We start from the raw sequence: 15,476 nt of genomic DNA on the forward strand, positions 1-15,476 counted from the left end.
GGACCTGACGGGAGCTGTCACCGAGACTCGCGGCGTTCTCAACTCGGCGCGGCCTGGATGCCGATCGAAAGCGGTAGCTCAACGATATACGGGGGAAATGTGAGAATTCTACATTTAGTCCTTTCGCCGCGTCTCTCCGGGGCGGAGGTGCTCGCGAAAGACCTGGCTATCTATCAGCAACGGAGTGGGAGGCAGTGGGCGTGACTGCGTTAACGCCACCTCGGGAGGACTTTGCCCAACTGCACGATGAGCTTTTGAGCGCTGGGGTCCGATGTCTGTTGCCGCTGCATGCGGCTGGGCTGCCGGGCAGGCTGTGGGGCCTTTTCCGATCGGTGCGGATGTTCCGCCCTGATGTGATCTTCGCGCGCGCAACGATTCCGGCATTTTACGTTCGATCGCTACCTATTACGGTACCCATCGTGTACGTTATGCACTCGGCAACCAATGACTTTGAGCGCGGGTTTTTTCGAACCGTCGAACGCGCCTTGAGTCGAAGGGCCGAAGCGATTATCGCTGTTTCCCCGGAGAACATCCGGGACTATGTCGCCGCGGTTCGCCGTCACCCTTGTCTTGAGTTGATCCCAAATGGGGTGGACGTCGCGCGCTTCTCCGGCCAGCGTCCTGCGTGCAGGTGTGCAAAGACACGACTCATCGTCCAGATCGGGCGGTACACGTCTGTCAAGAATCAGTTGCTTACTGTTCACGCTTTTGCCGAACTGATAGAACAGGTGCCAGATGCACGCCTGCTTCTTTGCGGCGTGATTGAAGACGATGCGTATCATCTTGCTGTTACTGACCTGGTTTCAAGGCTAGGGTTGGATAACCAGGTGACAGTCGAAGGCCCACGATCGGACGTCGCTGAGCTTCTCGCTGACGCAACCGCGTTCGCTATGCCGTCGCGCTCGGAAGGACACAGCATTGCGTTTCTGGAAGCTCTTGCGTCGGGCATCCCTGTCGTCGCGAGCGACATCCCCCCGTTTCAGTTTGCAGCCCATTACGCCGCCGTAACTTTGCTCGACCCTGAGAGCACACGCGATTACGCGAATGGGCTGATCGCAGCGATGAATCAGCAACGCGTCCACCGATCCTCTGATCGGATTGACACTTGCCGATACTGCTGAAAGATATCTTGCGGTTGCCAGGCGCGTGACACGTAGGGAAGGTGAAATGTGTGCGGGTTGACTGCCGCGGGCAACATGGTGGACAACACTGGCTGGCAGACGCCGCGACATGCCTGCCCGGATCGCGGACGGTCAGTTCGAACTCAATTCCTGGTGGCATAAATTGCCGCATCCGGTGAAGCAGGACCAAGGGGTTATTTAGCTATTTTTGCTTTCCGTGCAAACGTTTCGGCAACCTCTTTAAGGCGATAGCTGCGACCATCGAATTCGAGCAGATGGCACGGATGGATGAGCCGGCAGGATCGTGGTGCTCATCGTGTTGTTGCCCCAGGTTACAACCTCATTTTCCTCTCCGTTGGCTTGCAAAGATGCTCAAGGAACGCGTGGCTGAAATCAGCCTAAGCTCTTAAACTAGTAATTGACGGCCAGGCTTGTCATGAGGAGGCAGAATTGCGCTACCAGAAACACAACAGTATCGTTGAGGCCACACAGTGGCTCGGGCCGGGGGATCATCCGGCTGTCGTACAGCGGGGTATCACGTGGGCGATAGCGACACCTGAAGGATGGACGGATGTTCATCCTACTGACTGGATTATTACCCCTTCGGAGAGCGCATCTTTTTGCGTGAGTAACGCGCTATTCACAAATCTATATGAGCCGGTTGCTGAACAGACCCCGGACGCCCCTCCCAGCGCTCCGGGTTACCCACAAATTGGGCGCTGTCCCGAAGACAAAGACAGTTGAAGGTTGGGACGGCGGCTGCGGCATAGGTCAGGCAACCTTCCGATCGTGCTCAATCGATTTTGGGGTCGATCGTTTCAAGGCGGCAGCGAGAATCCAGAGCTCGTTCACGCCCAGGATTTTCCGGAAGTGCTTCCCAGCTTCCAGGAAGCCAGCGGCCGTCCAGCGCTAGGCCATACCGGCGTCACGACAGCGCTTCACGCGCCCCGCGCCGTTCGGATTCTCAATGATGTTGGTCGTCCAGCCCACGGATGAGCGCCGGCGTCAGGCCCAGCTTGCTCACCATGAACGTCTCCCCGAGCCCCTCGAGCAGTGTCGGCGAGGCGTCCGGATGGTCTGCCTTGAGCCACGCCGCGTGTGTCTTGAGCTTGGTGATGCCATTATCGGCCGACAGCTTGCAGGCCGCCTTCATGATCGCGGCGGATTGCGAAACGCTCTCTCTGGGCAGGCGCTCGAGAACGTTGCGCTGTTAGTGCATACGGTGGCGCTGCACGTGGGCCCGTTCGCCGAAAAACTCCTCGATGGCCGAGCGCAGCGCTTTGGAACCATCGATCACAGACAGGTATTGGCGATCCGCAGGCAGGCCGCGCTCGATCAGTCTGCGCAACAGATCCTTGTGACGATCTGGGCGTTCTCACTCGAGCCGCTTGCGAGGCCCAGGAGATGTTTCTGGCCGGGGGCTGTCCACCGCCGATGGCGGCGATGATCTGAGGCGAGTCGACGATGATGCCGTCCACGTGGATCGCCAGGAAGTCCTTGTCATCGAATCGCCGCCTCATCAGCTCGGTGAGCGCCGTCTGACTGGCCTCGATGAACTGGCGCGAGACGCTGCTCCTGGAGATGCCGACGGTGCCGGCCGTCTCGGGCAGGACCTTGGCATATTTGCGCGTCGACATGCCCATGACCATGATCTCATGCACGCGCTCGGCGAGCCGCGGATTCTCGTTCAATTGCTGGTAGGCGGGGACCGGCACTTCGCCCCCCCCGATGCCGAAGGTCCGAAGCAGCACACAAGAGCTTCCTGTTTGCCGATGCCGGCGCACATGCCAGCGCAAACCTCTACTCTCTGGTCCAAACCTGCAAGGCCGGTGGCGTCGATCGATATCGGTACGTTACCCGGCTGTTCCAGCGCCTTCCTCTCGCGTAGACCGTCGACGATTACGCCGCGCCAATGCCCTCGAACATGCCCGCTGGACCACGTTAAGTCGGTCGCTTCTCTTCCCGCCACTCTCTGACCGGCGTCGTTAATTGGCGGCCTACAAAAAACCTATCTGCCTGAGCGAAATAACTTGACCATTACAAACCTGTACAGTCGGTTTGACAGGCCCGACCCTGCACACTCGCACGGGCGGTGCTGGGTCATTCAACGCAAGCACGCATTGAAGGCGCGCACAGCGTTGGCCGCCGCGCGCTTTTCGCGCCGCTGCAACTCTTCCACAAGCAGTTTCTGGAATAGCGCCGTGTCCTTTTGACCGTATAGCTGAAGAAACTCTTCAAGTACCTCGCGAACGGCGAGTTACTCGGTTTCTGGTGTCAGCATGCTGGCGATATGGGAGCATTCCCGAGCCAGTTCCAGCACGTAAATCCTACGAGCTGACGCTAACGTCTCGCCACTTGTCCGGCCCCGTGGCATTGTTCTTTTTCGCTCTCATTTTTCGTGACAACATCGCGCCTGGCAGAAGAAGCACCACTCGCGTATGTCTTCCAATTGGTCATATCTATGATAGCGGGCGTTGCTGAAGAAAAACTTAAGGTGCGCCACTCGCGAGCGCGACACGTGACGAGGCGTCCGGCAATATATAAAAAAAGCCGGCCATAGGCCGGCCCGAAAAGCCCTAGCTTCCGAGGTAGCTAGAACCTGAGAGAGCATGCGCCGCTGGGGGCCCGTACTGCCATGGCTGGCGAGTCCGAGAACGGCGCGCGACGCGATAATAACCCAGAAATGGCGCTAGACTATCGCGCGTATCACCGTGTTGACGCCGACGCGACAATGGTTCAAGGCGCGACACGGCATAGGGCTTACCGAACCCCCCGTTCGCAGGCCTTCTGCAATTACACGCTGTTGCAGCACGACGTGTTCGTCGTCGAGGATGCCATTGTTGACGGCAGGTTCCGGGACAATCCGCTCGTCACCGGGGAGCCGCACATCCGGTTTTATGCGGGTGTTCCAGTCCATGACGCTGATGGACACCGTCTCGGCGGATTGTGCGTTATTGACCGGGTTGCGCGCGCCTTCGACGCGAGGCAGCGGCGGCAGCTTTCCGTCCTCGGGGAAGCCGTCTCGGAGAAAATCAGACTTCGCCTCGTCGATCGCCGCGCAAAATGGATGGGCACAACCCTGTAGTGGACAGAGGAGGGCATCCGGGCTATCCGTAGGCTGTTGGCTTTTCACTTGCGGTCCGGCGCATCCGTGGCTCAACCGGTTTGAGTTTTTGGGCCAACTCCTCGCTGGGGTACTTGCCCGATGTCTGTTAGCCAACGTCTCAGGATGTGTAGGGTTCCTCCGCATTTCGCAGGAGTTCCATCATTTGCGCAGCCTGCAACGGTTTCGAAAACAGGAACCCCTGTCCGCTTTCGCAAGACCATTCACGTAGGCGGGCTGCCTGCGCATCGGTCTCGATCCCTTCTGCGGTTACGTCCAGATCGAGAGAGCGGGCCAATGAGATTATCGCCTGCACGATTGCGTCGTCTTCAGCGTTCGTGCCGATGCCTTTCACGAACGACCGGTCAATCTTGAGGACATCAAGGGGCAACGCTTTGAGGTAGCTGAGCGAAGAGTAGCCCGTGCCGAAATCGTCAATGGCGATCTTGATGCCCTGAGCCTTCAGCTTGTGGAGCGTGTGGATGCTTGCTTCCGTATCCCGCATGATGATGCTTTCGGTTACCTCAAGTTTTAGTGATCCGGGCTGGATGGCAGAGAGACGAAGCGCGCACATGACATCGCCCACGAGTGAGGGGTCTTCAAACTGGCGCGGCGAGAGATTCACGCTGAGTTGAAGCGGCGGCTCCTGCGGAAACATGTCCTGCCAGATCGCTGCCTGCTGGCAGGCGGTCTGAAGCACACTACGTCCAATTGGAATAATCAGGCCGGTTTCCTCTGCGATGGGAATGAATTCCGCCGGCCCGATCAGCCCGCGCTCCGGGTGTTGCCATCGCACCAATGCCTCGACCTCGCGAACCTGTTCTGATAGCAGGTGCACGATCGGCTGGAAATGCACGCGTAGCTCGTTCCGTTCTACTGCCTGACGCAGATCTGCCTCAAGCGTTAAACGGTCCAGCACATTAAGGCGCATGTGGGAGTCGAACGTCATATACCGTGCCTTGCCGGCGCTCTTGGCCCGGTACATGGCGACGTCCGCATCGCGGAGCAGCGTGTCAGCGTCAGTCTGGCTCGGGCTCATCCCGGTATCAGTAAGCGCTATGCCTACGCTGGCGGTAACAACGTAGCCCCTGCCTTCTAGCATGAACGGGATTTCGAACTGTTTCAGGACGCGCTGCGCGATTAATGTCGCATCGCTCCCGGATTCGCTTGTCAGTCGATCGAGCAGGATCACGAACTCGTCACCGCCGAGACGGGCGACTGTGTCAGACGGGCGGATACAATCCTCCAGCCGTCGCGCGGCTTCAACCAGAAGTGTGTCGCCCTGCCGGTGACCGAGGCTGTCATTGACTCGTTTGAAATTATCAAGATCAATAAAGATTAGCCCGACTCTTGCCTGTCGTCGGCTTGCACGCGCAAGCGCACGGTCGATTCGATCCTGAAGTAACGCGCGATTCGGTAGACCGGTGAGAACGTCGTAGAACGCCTGCTTTGTGAGCTGCTTTTCGAAGATCTTTCGCTCATTCAGGTCTCTCAGCGTCACGACAAAGCCGCCGACTGCGTCATCATGCGAAAGATTGGTGACCGAGCATTCGACGTAATGCCAGGTGTCCTTGATATTGGGCACGCGCAATTCTACCGTGGCCGTCCCGCTCGCAGTTCCGGAGACCTGCCGCCAGACTGCAGTAAGGGCGGCTTCGTCCCTGGGGTGGATCAGATCCGCTAGCGAGGTACCGGACAGATCACCGTTCAGCCCCCAGAAATCCGATCCCATCGTTGGTACCTGGTAAAAAATGCCGCCCGTCGCATCGCACAGGAAAATGGCGTCTGACGTATTTTTAACGAGCGCATGAAGGCGCCGCTCGTTGCGTCGGTTTGCCCGGAGCGTGGCCTCAACAGTTTGCAGCCTGTACCGGCGCAGTTCGAGCGCGAAAAAAATGACAAGGGCGAGCCCGGTGCCAAAGGCAATCGGAGTCCCAAAGAAAACGGCGCGCTGGATCCAGGCAAGGTGGCTCAACTGCTCCATCGCCTGGGCACGACGAGCACCTGCTTCCTTGAAGATTGCCTGCTCGATCCTGTCAAATGACGGGTCGGCGTATTTTTCGTCGATTTCCTTTACGGTTGCCTGGTCACCGATGTCTGCCGCGGCGAATATCTGTGCGATGTAGGACAGGTACGCGTTATGTTCCTGTAAGAGTCTGTCAATTGCCGGGGCTTCGCGTGGCTCGAGTATCCGCAAGTGCCTTAAATCCGAATCCAGCGACGCGCCGGCATGGGCATGGGCCCGCCGAACATCACCACCGGGCTCGAGGCGATACTTCCGCTCAAGAGATTCCTCAGCACCGACGCAATAGCGCGCTTCGTCAAAAGCTTCGCTGATTTCGCTTGCGTGTTCCGCTGCCTTGCCGGCCTCGTAGCTCGTCCATGCGGCTATGAAAGCAAGAACTGGCAGCAGGACCAGCACGGCGATCAGCCCGACGGTGGCCCGTGCTCCCGAGTCAGCAAGCAGCAATAAACGAGGCACTCGCCTCACAGACCCGACAATGACGGTCCATTCGTTGAAAAGCATTCGAAACATGATTGCCACTGGTCCCATTGCATTTGCTGTGCTGATCGATATCTGATGGTCTGCGCCTCCAGCGCCTGAGGGGGCCGAACACATCAGTTCCCTGTCGGTTAACGGCGTAGCTTTCCCCGTTCTTGAATATCGCCGCGCGTGATCGAAAAAATTCCGCCGACACGAGTACGACACCGAAGCAACAGGACTTCGACTACAGCCAGAACAAATGGGTTGAAAATGACATCTGGCACCGAAGTGCTGGAATTTTTGTTTTTCGAGAAAAAACTTCTGAAGTTTGTGAACACGCAGCGTCGCATCCTGGCAATCGCTCGTCATTGTGCCTTCGCGCCGACACCGACCGCCGTCGGAAGCAACCTTACGAAAGAAAGGTTCTTTAGGATTACGGTTTGATTTCGGATAACACGGTTTCCCGGCGTATATAACCATGCGAACTCGCGCATCGATTTTGCGAATGTTTTAACGCACGGTCGCTGACAACATTGATATTAAAAGTCCCAGGAAGAAGACAGGGATTGTCCCTGTTGCGCTCGTATAAAACCACGAGCGACCTCGGCCGCGGAGAGGTTCGGGAACGTAGAGGTTTTTCCGATGGAACCAGCGAGGAGCGCATGGCGCGCATCAAGCAATGATTGATTCGCTCGTCCACCCCGAAAGACCACTGGAGTTTTCAGGACGACTCCCCGGTGGCAATCGGTGAGACTGACTTACCGGCGAGAAAGCGTTGCAGCCGGTCGCGCGCGCTGATAAAACGGTGGGCCGGCAGCGTGGCGAGGTAGCGATCGTATAGCGTCACGATTCTTTCGAGACAGGAAACGTCTTCTGCGGGAATAGACCACGCCTCGCCGCGGTTAGCCCTCGCTGTGGTGCGCATCAGCACATGCTCGGCGTCGCGAAAAAGATCCGGCTCGGTCCGGGCGCGTAGCGCTTCATGAAGAAAGTACGCCATATATACGATCTTGAACAGGCCGAGAACCAGGTCGACATTCCCTTGTCCGCTTCGCATGGCGACAAGCGCAAGGTGGTTTTCGAGTGAAATCGCGCGGGCATCGACAGCCGGTACCGGCAATAGCATCGCTTTGCTCAGCGGCTCCCTCCTGCGGTTCGTTTTCATGATGTGGCCAGCATTGATGTATCCAGGTCGCCGATCGGCGATGCGCTCTGCGAACGTTACGAATCATTACACTCCGGCGCCTTCCATGCTAGGGGGAGAGCTACGATCCGGGCATTCACAGCACCTCAAGGAGCCGACTACGATGCCAAACCGAACGTCGCCAGCGGACGGACGAACCATGCCCACGTGACGCAAGGGGAGCCGGAAGCAGCGTGCCGGTCCCGATGGGAAAACGCCGCCGAAAAAGCTGTCCAACTTAACCGGCTTAAGCTCGTCTTCTCGGGACGCCGGATGGACGATCCAGCAGCCAACGTGAGCGCCCGGCGTCGTGGCAGACGATGATCGCGGGTTTGCCGGACAGTCCGCCAGGTCGTCTTCCCGTCACCGCGGCGCCAGACGTCAGCAATTGCCCTTCTTGGCCTGCCCCGGCGGGCAGAAACCGTTACCAGGCCCGCCTTGAGGTGCACCCTGCGGCACGATGATGGTGCCTGGCGCATCCGGTACATAAAGCGCACAACCACTTAGCAAGCCGGCACTCGCCAGCAGAAGAGAGAAGATTATTTTCATGTTTTTCTCAAGGAAGGGCCTGCGCCCTTCCTTCGTCACGTAGTGATTGTTAGAAACCGAAGTTGACGTTTGTCTGACCGGTTGCCGATACATTGACTGCGGATGACTGGGTCGCCCCGGTGACGCTGTCGGCTTCTGCCGTGTACTGTCCGGCGGCACTTGCGGCCGGGGACAGCGCGACCGGCAGGCTCCCCGAATAGGTGCCGATCAATGGTGCGGCGGCTGGCAGGTTCAACGCGTAGGTACCGGTATCCAGATTGGCGTTCGCGCTGGTAATTTCGTAGTTGAGGCCGCTGACCGATTGCAGTGCCCGTACGATGGCCTGCGCACTGACCGGCAGAACGGTCCCGCTTGCGACGTGCATGACGGAAGCCGGCAACGCGATCGGTGCCGACGACATGGCCACGACCGTCGATGTATTCACAACGACCGGTACCGAGCGGACGATACCCGTAGCAACGTTATTCTGCACAATGACGACATCATAGTTGCCGTTAGTCGAACTTTGCTCGAGCGGCGTCAGAACGAACTGTCCGTTGCTGTCGGCAACGGTGCCCTTGATGACATGTCCGTTCTGCTCCGCATAGACAGCAGCCCCGGCTTCGGCGGGCGCGACGTAGCCGGAGATCGTACCACTCACGACCGTCGGCGTCGCGGTGACGACGGGCTTCAGACTGTACGAGCCGTTACCCTTCTGGACGACCGATTTGCACGCATTGAAGTCGAGTACGAGATCGACGAGCGTGTTGGGTTGAACCGAGAACGGCCGGATGATCTTGTAGCCGCTTTGCGTGGCGCCTGGCGTATCAAGCGGCTGCTCGCTGCCACCGGTCGGAACAATCGAATTTGCCAGCGTATTGCCCCGATTCTGCGCGAACACCAGACGAACCTGCTGATACTGGCCGGCGGGCAACGCGGTTTGTCCCAGATCGGCCAGCATGCCGTTGGTCAGCGACAGCAGATCAACCTTTTGCGGGCTCGCTAAAGCGATGTCGGTCCATCCACCATCAGTATCGCCGGCCTGGGCGTTCATGTTGACGCGAACCTTGCTGACCGTCACATATACATGGTCGAAACCGCATGACGGTGAATCGGTCATTTGCACATGCAGCGTGCCTGTGGTGCTGCTTCCGCCGTCACCGCCGCCTCCGCCTCCGCAGGCGGACAGCATCGCGGGAATCGCCAGCACGAAGGCCAGCGTCTTCAGGATTGTTTTCATGGAGGAATCCCCTTCGTTGTTGTGTGTCCGAAGGATACGGATAGACCGTGTAAAGATTTCTGGCAAATTGAAACCGTCCGTAACTTTGGGAGAGCCGGATGATTCGGCGACCGGCCTCTCCCAAAAAAACAGAAGGGTGGACCTCTACCCGGGACCATCTGATCTGGCGCAGCAACTGTCTCTCTTTGCGCGCCCCCAGCATGTTCGCCCGCCGACAGCGCCATCAATTTCATGTCGGACAGGATTGGCGATCGTGGTGATCGTTGGGCAGCGTCCGAATCGGCGCCTGATGCGTGGGCCGCGCGGGCGGTGACTGGCGGTCCCTCAAGTGATTCAGCCTCGATATCGGAACCGGTTGCGTCAGATAGTAGTTGTAAGCGCTCTCCGTACTGCGCTACGTCTGATGAAACGGCCGTGTGTGGACTTTCGCTTGCACGACCGGCCAAGGGGCAAACATCGTTTGCTCTTGTCTCAGGCACTTCGGCGATGCGCAACGATTCACTGTTCGTCGTCATCATCGTGGTGATGTCTCCAGTCCCGGTACCGACGATACTCGTGCCAGCGACGCCGTTCCCAGTATTCGCTGTCGTATCCATACGCTGCAGGCGTAGGTGCATAGACTACCGGGGGTGCCGCATAGACTACGGGTGGCGCCTCGTAGACTACGGGAGGGAGGCGATATACACGGGTGCTGGCGCTCCGAGATACACGCCAACGTCTACGTGCGCGAGCGCGGCGCCGGATGCGGCGTTGTCACACTAAAGTGATCGCGGCGCAGCAGTGCGATGGATGGAGCTTTCCTTAGAGGCAGGACGGATTTTGGGTAAGCTGGGTGCAACGATGCCACGCGTCAAAACGTCGAGTGAGTTGTTTGCGGTAGAGAGACGCGCGGAGCAAATGTCGCTTGAGCGCAAAGTGCTGCCGGATCGGTCCGAAGTTCGCAAGAAACGCCTGGGTGCGCTTGGGGTCGCGAAACCCGCGAAAGCGCCTCTCACGTTCACGCGTAGGTTGATGGCTATTTTCGACCCGATTGTTCACGCGGGCAGCAGCCTTGACGAACACGTGTTTGACATTTGCCAGCATCCGGGATGCGGGACTTCGCGGCCGGATAACTGCGCAGCTGGTCGGTGACAATCTTGCGCGGCGTCGGGCACGAACGAAGCACGCGCCTGAAGAATCGTTCGGCTGTGGACGTGTCGCGCCGCTTCTGCAGCAGGATATCGAGTTCGGCGCCGTGCTCGTCAACGGCTCGCCACAGCACAAAGGTTCACCGCGCAGCATCACGAACAACTCGTCAAGATGCCAGGTACTGCCCGGTTTGCGCCGGGCTGCCTTGACGCGATGCGCGAACCCTGTGCCGAATTTACCGCACCAGCGGCGATTCGTAACTCACCACGACGCCACGCTCGAACAGCAACTCTTCAATGTCGCGCAAGCTCAACTGAAATCGAAAGTACCAACGAACGGCACAACTGATCACCACCGCTGGGAAGCGATGCCCGTGATAGAGAGATTTCGTCTTTTTCATCTCCCGATTTTACGCGACCACCTCGGCAACGAGACAAATGGAATGGACGCCTCCCCCCGTGAGGGCTGCTGATCACTGACCGTGGGGGGCGGGCAAAGGTAAGGTGGGTTCTCGCAACCGACGGCATCAGATGTGCCAGAGTGGAAGTTGGGCAACGAACCACTTGAGGAAGGAGAACCCAAATGAACTTTACTCCGGTCGGTGTGGATATTGCAAAGCAGGTTTTCCAGGTGCACTGGGTTGATCCGCAAACCGGCGAGGTCATCAGCCGACAGATCCGGCGTGGCGCGTTTCTGGAGCATTTCGCCAACCGCACGCCCTGCCTCATCGGCATGGAAGCGTGCGGCGGAGCCCAGCACTGGGCGCGTCGGCTGGGCGAAATGGGGCATCAGGTCAGGTTGATGCCGGGCAAGGCGGTCAAGGCATTCGTGATTGGCAACAGGAACGATGTGGCCGATGCGCGCGCGATCTGGAGCGCGGTACAGCAGCCTTGCGTGAGGGCGGTGGCGCTCAAGACTGAAACGCAGCAGGCGGTGCTGGCGCTGCACCGGATGCGCCAGCAGCTGGTCAGATTCCGCACGATGCAGATTAATGGCCTGCGTGGACTGCTGACGGAATACGGTGAGGTGATGGCGGTGGGCCGGGCCGCGCTGAACCGGGCGATGGCCGGTGTGCTGGCGCGTCTGAGCGAGCGTTTGCCTGCGATGCTGGTGGACACACTGCATGATCTGGTCGATCACATTATCGGAATACGCAACAGCATCCTGATCGACGCGCGAGCACTTGTTAGCAAGCGCAAGGTTACCGAGGCCGCGACCATGTTTATCTAGTAGAAGTGCGTTGCACATGGCGCCCAAAACCGGCGGTAGCCTATCCTGCAATACCGTGTTTTCAGTGCGCATTTTGTCGCCCCGCGTAAACGTTTTGCGTTGAGGTTTCCGCCGTCGCGTAAACGCCCGTTCAGACCCTGCACCATCATGTGCGAATGGGTAAGCAAGGGTGTTGCGTAGAGGTCTCCCCTCCGGAGTAAACGGCGTGCGTGATGCTTTCCCATTCGGTAGTCAATCCCGTGCGTAAGGCATGCGTGCTGTTGTGTGCATGTCTTGCGAATGGACGCGCGCGTAACGTGTTCAGGGTTGGCACGGCTGCGTGCGTATCAAATCCGCTGACGGTGGCGCGTGACTGGCGCATTGACGTGATTCGCTACGCTTGCGCGCGTCCTGAGCTTGCCTTGTCCGATGTGCATCCGCTGCGTATGGTTGATCGAGGTCCGCGCGTAACCGGGGACGACGCCGGTCGAATAGCATGCGTGTCACGAGTCAACTGGGATACGCAACGGAGGATGTGTCGCGCGCGTACGACAGGCGCAAAAAAGTGTGTTGTTCTCACGGGTTCCCGTCGCTTCCCAGGTGTTCCCATGTGCGTTTGCGGTGCGAAAAAAGGTGGTTGACGCGTGTGCTTGCTGTGCGCAGGATGGTGTGAAGGTGGCGCGTAACGGTGTGCGCAGGAGGGTGACTCATGCCTGTCGCGAGGGTCTATACAAAGTCGCAATGGGAGGCGTTCGCCCACACACTCGATGCGCTACCTGAAAAGCCCGAGGCTGAGCATGGCGTCACGGTGCGCGATGCGATGAAAGACATGCGCGCACGTGTACGCGCGGCGCAGGCGAAGGGCTACACACTGGAGCAGATCGCGGAGCAGGCGAAATCGCACGGCATCGACATCACGGCGGGAACGATCCGCTACGCGCTGCGCGCAGCCGGGAAGGGGAGCGGTACTGGGAGTGGCACACGCCCGTCGCCGGGTGCGCGTACGGCAGGGCAGGCGGCCGGCGCAGCGGGGCGTCAGCCCGATGCGCCGCCGCGCACGAATCATGTCCGCAAGGACGGGGGAAAGACCGTAACCAGAGAACCCATGCCGGTGCAGGGCACGCTCGGATTTGCGATCCGGCCCGACACCGACGATCTGTAGGGAGTCGCCATGAACACGACAGTCAATCCCATCTATCTTGTTGGCGGCGGCAAGGGTGGTGTCGGCAAGAGCGTGGTTGCGCTTGCGCTCGTGGATCACCTGCAGCGCCGGGGCGTGAATACCGTGCTGGTGGAAAACGATACGTCGAACCCGGACGTGATGCGCGCGGTGCACGACGAGATCGATTGCGCATCATTCGATCTGGACAAGGCCGGTGGCTGGATCGATTTCGTGAACTACTGTGACGGGCATCGCGATGCAGTCGTGGTGGTCAGCACGGCTGCGCGCAACCAGGATGGCGTCACGCGCTACGGCGCGACACTCGGCAGTACGCTCGATGAACTCGGACGGCGGCTCGTCGTGTTCTGGGTCATCAACCGGCAGCGCGACAGTCTTGAACTGCTGCGGCAGTTCAGCGATACATTCCCGGATGCGACGGTACATGTCGTGCGCAATGGCTACTACGGCATGCCCGAACGCTTCGTGCTGTATCAAGATTCGAAGCTGCGCAGGAGCATTGAGGCGAAGGGCCGGTCGCTGGATTTTCCGGAACTGGCTGATCGCGTTGCGGATGACCTGCGCAGCCAGCGGCTGTCGGTACGCAAGGCGGTGGAGACGTTGCCCATCGGTCAGCGTGCGGAACTGCTGCGCTGGCGGGCGTGCTATGACGCGATGTTCGCGCAGGTGACGGGCGATGCGTGAGCGGCGTACACGGCGTGCCCGCCCGGTTGATCCGCTCGCGCGGCTGTTCCTTGAAGTGAGCGGCGCGCCGCCGGACGACACGAGCCTGCTGCGCATGCGCCGCGTGTCGGCGGCGCTGAATCTGCGTGACAATGATGCACTATGGTCGGTGCTGGCAGTGCTGGAATACTACGTGCGCCTCTACGAGGCGATGCCGGAGCGCATCCGGCAGGCGGGCGCAGGCGGCGTCGATGCGGCGCGCGCCGAAGCGCACGCGGCGACGCAGGCGCTGATGGCGCAGCATCGCGACGCGCTCGCACGCTGCAAGGAAACGATCACACTGGCGGAGAAGATGACCGCCGAACACGAGGCGCGCTACCGGGCGGCGCTTGCGGCGCTGAACGATGAGGCGCTCGCTGCGCTCACCCAGCGGGCGGCGAACCGGATTGCGCGTGTTGCCGGAAACCGGCTCGTGGCGGCGATGGCGATCGCGGCACGTGAACAGCGGCAACGGCTCGACGCGGCGCTCGCGTCATTCGAGCGGGTCGCCATGCGGCGGTTCGTGAAGGCGTGCTACGGGCTGGTGGCGAGCGGACTGGTGGTGATGCTGCTGGCGGCGGGTGCGGGCGGGCTGGCAGGCTGGTGGGCAGGCGACCATTGGGTTCGGGCAGAAAGTTACACCTCGTCGGTATTGCCTTCCGTCAGGCCGCAATGAATCACGAAGCGCGTCATTCGGGGCAGGCCGTGCGCGAAGCCATATGGGCGCTTCATTCTGCTGCGAATTTTTCGGTTCGTCTGTCTTTGCATGACGGTGGCGACGGCCTCGGACAGGGCCACTCCACAGGTCAGGCCATTGTGGACTCGTCGGCAAGGTGGCGACCGTGAGCACTGTCGGGAAAAGCCCGGACGGTCTGCGTTTCCGCGCCTGTCGTATTGGAGACCGCCAGCACGGCGAATGGCCGGGTCCTGTTCATGCTGCACCGGCTTTCGCGTTGGCGACACCGGCCAGGTAAGACGCTTCGAGCGCGTCCCTGATAGACCAGACCGGCATATCGTAGAAATCGAGCCGGTCGGAGTGGCGGGCTTCGAGGGTTTCCACGCGCAGTATCCTCATGGCGATTTCGGCAAGCTGCTGCCTTGCGACGGGAGGAGGTCAGAAGTGTTCACGGCGATCTCCCGGTTGGGTTGCGACGACATCATTCACGCGCGGTTTCGCACGTACATCAAGCATTTTTGCTAGGAACTGGCTGGACAGGGTGGGCGGCCATCCGCATGAAGCGGGCAGGTGGCAAGCCGTCTGCCCGCACGGGTTATACCTCGGCAGCGTCGCTTTCGATGAACGCAGCGGCGCGGCGGAGCATGCGAGCTGCCGCGTCGTGCTGGTCGAAGGCGATCATCGGGGTGCTGTAGCCTTCATCGCGGGCGCGCAGCAATGCCATGTCGTAATGGCGGCCATGCTGGTACTGCGTGTCGGTTGCCTCGACGGAAGTGAGAAAAAGATCGGGTGAACCCACGGCATTGGTCGCGAGCACGACCATGCGGATATGGTTGAACATGATGGACTCTCCGGTTCAGTCTGGATGCGCAGGCGGCAGGGCGTGATGCGGAGCCGCTGCGCCTGCGTCGCCCCGTTGCC

The 15,476-nt window shown here is 59.8% G+C and carries 11 protein-coding genes and 7 pseudogenes; 7 read left to right on the plus strand and 11 right to left on the minus strand.

Annotated elements, in window-relative coordinates; all coding sequences use genetic code 11:
• The first annotated feature begins 99 nt into the window (after positions 1 to 99).
• Positions 100 to 1,182: pseudogene (locus BFE01S_RS37500) on the plus strand (glycosyltransferase).
• 133 nt (positions 1,183 to 1,315) lie between these two features.
• Here the strand turns inward: BFE01S_RS37500 and BFE01S_RS45415 are convergent.
• From BFE01S_RS45415 to BFE01S_RS46720, 3 genes and pseudogenes are all read right to left on the minus strand, one after another.
• A pseudogene (locus tag BFE01S_RS45415) lies at positions 1,316 to 1,448 on the minus strand (ATP-binding protein); the annotation flags it as partial.
• Between the two features lie 637 nt (positions 1,449 to 2,085).
• Positions 2,086 to 2,274, minus strand: a complete 189-nt coding sequence (locus BFE01S_RS46715) for a hypothetical protein (RefSeq protein ID WP_025647663.1) — start codon at positions 2,272 to 2,274, stop codon at positions 2,086 to 2,088.
• Positions 2,243 to 2,872 carry a hypothetical protein gene (locus BFE01S_RS46720; RefSeq protein WP_454805904.1) on the minus strand — a complete coding sequence of 210 codons (630 nt, stop codon included), beginning with the start codon at positions 2,870 to 2,872 and terminating at the stop codon, positions 2,243 to 2,245. Before BFE01S_RS46720 ends, BFE01S_RS46715 begins: the two co-directional genes overlap by 32 nt.
• Positions 2,873 to 2,874: 2 nt before the next feature.
• Between BFE01S_RS46720 and BFE01S_RS46725 the strand changes: the two are divergent.
• Positions 2,875 to 3,009: pseudogene (locus BFE01S_RS46725) on the plus strand (transposase domain-containing protein); the annotation flags it as partial.
• An 843-nt stretch (positions 3,010 to 3,852) separates the two neighbouring features.
• Positions 3,853 to 4,206 (plus strand): GAF domain-containing protein, encoded by a 354-nt coding sequence (locus tag BFE01S_RS05235; protein WP_245621037.1) that lies wholly within the window; start codon positions 3,853 to 3,855, stop codon positions 4,204 to 4,206.
• Positions 4,207 to 4,345: 139 nt separating this feature from the next.
• Here the strand turns inward: BFE01S_RS05235 and BFE01S_RS42700 are convergent, their stop codons facing one another.
• The 6 genes and pseudogenes from BFE01S_RS42700 to BFE01S_RS42710 form a co-directional block, all read right to left on the minus strand.
• On the minus strand, positions 4,346 to 6,760 hold the full coding sequence (locus tag BFE01S_RS42700; RefSeq protein ID WP_169742599.1) for a putative bifunctional diguanylate cyclase/phosphodiesterase: 2,415 nt from the start codon (positions 6,758 to 6,760) through the stop codon (positions 4,346 to 4,348).
• A 670-nt stretch (positions 6,761 to 7,430) separates the two neighbouring features.
• Complete coding sequence (locus tag BFE01S_RS37510; protein WP_025647668.1) at positions 7,431 to 7,874, minus strand: hypothetical protein; 444 nt, start codon at positions 7,872 to 7,874, stop codon at positions 7,431 to 7,433.
• A gap of 399 nt (positions 7,875 to 8,273) precedes the next feature.
• Positions 8,274 to 8,441 (minus strand): hypothetical protein, encoded by a 168-nt coding sequence (locus BFE01S_RS44010; protein WP_102857445.1) that lies wholly within the window; start codon positions 8,439 to 8,441, stop codon positions 8,274 to 8,276.
• Positions 8,442 to 8,490: 49 nt separating this feature from the next.
• On the minus strand, positions 8,491 to 9,660 hold the full coding sequence (locus tag BFE01S_RS05250) for a DUF4382 domain-containing protein (RefSeq protein WP_028224618.1): 1,170 nt from the start codon (positions 9,658 to 9,660) through the stop codon (positions 8,491 to 8,493).
• Positions 9,661 to 10,158: 498 nt separating this feature from the next.
• A pseudogene (locus BFE01S_RS45655) lies at positions 10,159 to 10,406 on the minus strand (hypothetical protein); the annotation flags it as partial.
• Positions 10,407 to 10,461: 55 nt separating this feature from the next.
• Positions 10,462 to 11,188, minus strand: a pseudogene (locus tag BFE01S_RS42710) (IS6 family transposase).
• Between the two features lie 182 nt (positions 11,189 to 11,370).
• On the opposite strand from BFE01S_RS42710, the pseudogene BFE01S_RS37515 reads away from it, so the two are divergent.
• The 4 genes and pseudogenes from BFE01S_RS37515 to BFE01S_RS05270 form a co-directional block, all read left to right on the plus strand.
• Positions 11,371 to 11,916, plus strand: a pseudogene (locus BFE01S_RS37515) (IS110 family RNA-guided transposase); the annotation flags it as partial.
• Between the two features lie 790 nt (positions 11,917 to 12,706).
• Positions 12,707 to 13,159 carry a hypothetical protein gene (locus BFE01S_RS05260; RefSeq protein WP_028224619.1) on the plus strand — a complete coding sequence of 151 codons (453 nt, stop codon included), beginning with the start codon at positions 12,707 to 12,709 and terminating at the stop codon, positions 13,157 to 13,159.
• A gap of 9 nt (positions 13,160 to 13,168) precedes the next feature.
• A complete protein-coding gene (locus BFE01S_RS05265) occupies positions 13,169 to 13,861 on the plus strand; it encodes a nucleotide-binding protein (protein WP_028197545.1) in 693 nt (230 codons plus the stop codon).
• Positions 13,854 to 14,555: a hypothetical protein gene (locus BFE01S_RS05270; RefSeq protein ID WP_028197546.1), complete on the plus strand. Its 702-nt coding sequence runs from the start codon at positions 13,854 to 13,856 to the stop codon at positions 14,553 to 14,555. Before BFE01S_RS05265 ends, BFE01S_RS05270 begins: the two co-directional genes overlap by 8 nt.
• 255 nt (positions 14,556 to 14,810) lie before the next feature.
• On the opposite strand, the pseudogene BFE01S_RS46205 reads toward BFE01S_RS05270, so the two are convergent.
• Both BFE01S_RS46205 and BFE01S_RS05280 read right to left on the minus strand, forming a co-directional pair.
• Positions 14,811 to 14,966 (minus strand): annotated as a pseudogene (locus BFE01S_RS46205) (DUF6900 domain-containing protein); the annotation flags it as partial.
• A gap of 184 nt (positions 14,967 to 15,150) precedes the next feature.
• Positions 15,151 to 15,396, minus strand: coding sequence for a hypothetical protein (locus tag BFE01S_RS05280; RefSeq protein WP_028197547.1), 246 nt, complete (start codon positions 15,394 to 15,396; stop codon positions 15,151 to 15,153).
• Positions 15,397 to 15,476 lie beyond the last annotated feature (80 nt).

This window comes from Paraburkholderia ferrariae NBRC 106233 (genome assembly GCF_000685035.1).
Classification (GTDB): Bacteria; Pseudomonadota; Gammaproteobacteria; order Burkholderiales; family Burkholderiaceae; genus Paraburkholderia; species Paraburkholderia ferrariae.

What these genes read in the sequence shown, in the direction of transcription:
- BFE01S_RS46715 (WP_025647663.1), bottom strand. Translation starts at nt 2,274, where the DNA reads ATGAAGGCGGCCTGCAAGCTGTCGGCCGATAATGGCATCACCAAGCTC.
- BFE01S_RS05235 (WP_245621037.1), top strand. Translation starts at nt 3,853, where the DNA reads ATGGTTCAAGGCGCGACACGGCATAGGGCTTACCGAACCCCCCGTTCG.
- BFE01S_RS42700 (WP_169742599.1), bottom strand. Translation starts at nt 6,760, where the DNA reads ATGTTTCGAATGCTTTTCAACGAATGGACCGTCATTGTCGGGTCTGTG.
- BFE01S_RS37510 (WP_025647668.1), bottom strand. Translation starts at nt 7,874, where the DNA reads ATGAAAACGAACCGCAGGAGGGAGCCGCTGAGCAAAGCGATGCTATTG.
- BFE01S_RS44010 (WP_102857445.1), bottom strand. Translation starts at nt 8,441, where the DNA reads ATGAAAATAATCTTCTCTCTTCTGCTGGCGAGTGCCGGCTTGCTAAGT.
- BFE01S_RS05250 (WP_028224618.1), bottom strand. Translation starts at nt 9,660, where the DNA reads ATGAAAACAATCCTGAAGACGCTGGCCTTCGTGCTGGCGATTCCCGCG.
- BFE01S_RS05260 (WP_028224619.1), top strand. Translation starts at nt 12,707, where the DNA reads ATGCCTGTCGCGAGGGTCTATACAAAGTCGCAATGGGAGGCGTTCGCC.
- BFE01S_RS05265 (WP_028197545.1), top strand. Translation starts at nt 13,169, where the DNA reads ATGAACACGACAGTCAATCCCATCTATCTTGTTGGCGGCGGCAAGGGT.
- BFE01S_RS05270 (WP_028197546.1), top strand. Translation starts at nt 13,854, where the DNA reads ATGCGTGAGCGGCGTACACGGCGTGCCCGCCCGGTTGATCCGCTCGCG.
- BFE01S_RS05280 (WP_028197547.1), bottom strand. Translation starts at nt 15,396, where the DNA reads ATGTTCAACCATATCCGCATGGTCGTGCTCGCGACCAATGCCGTGGGT.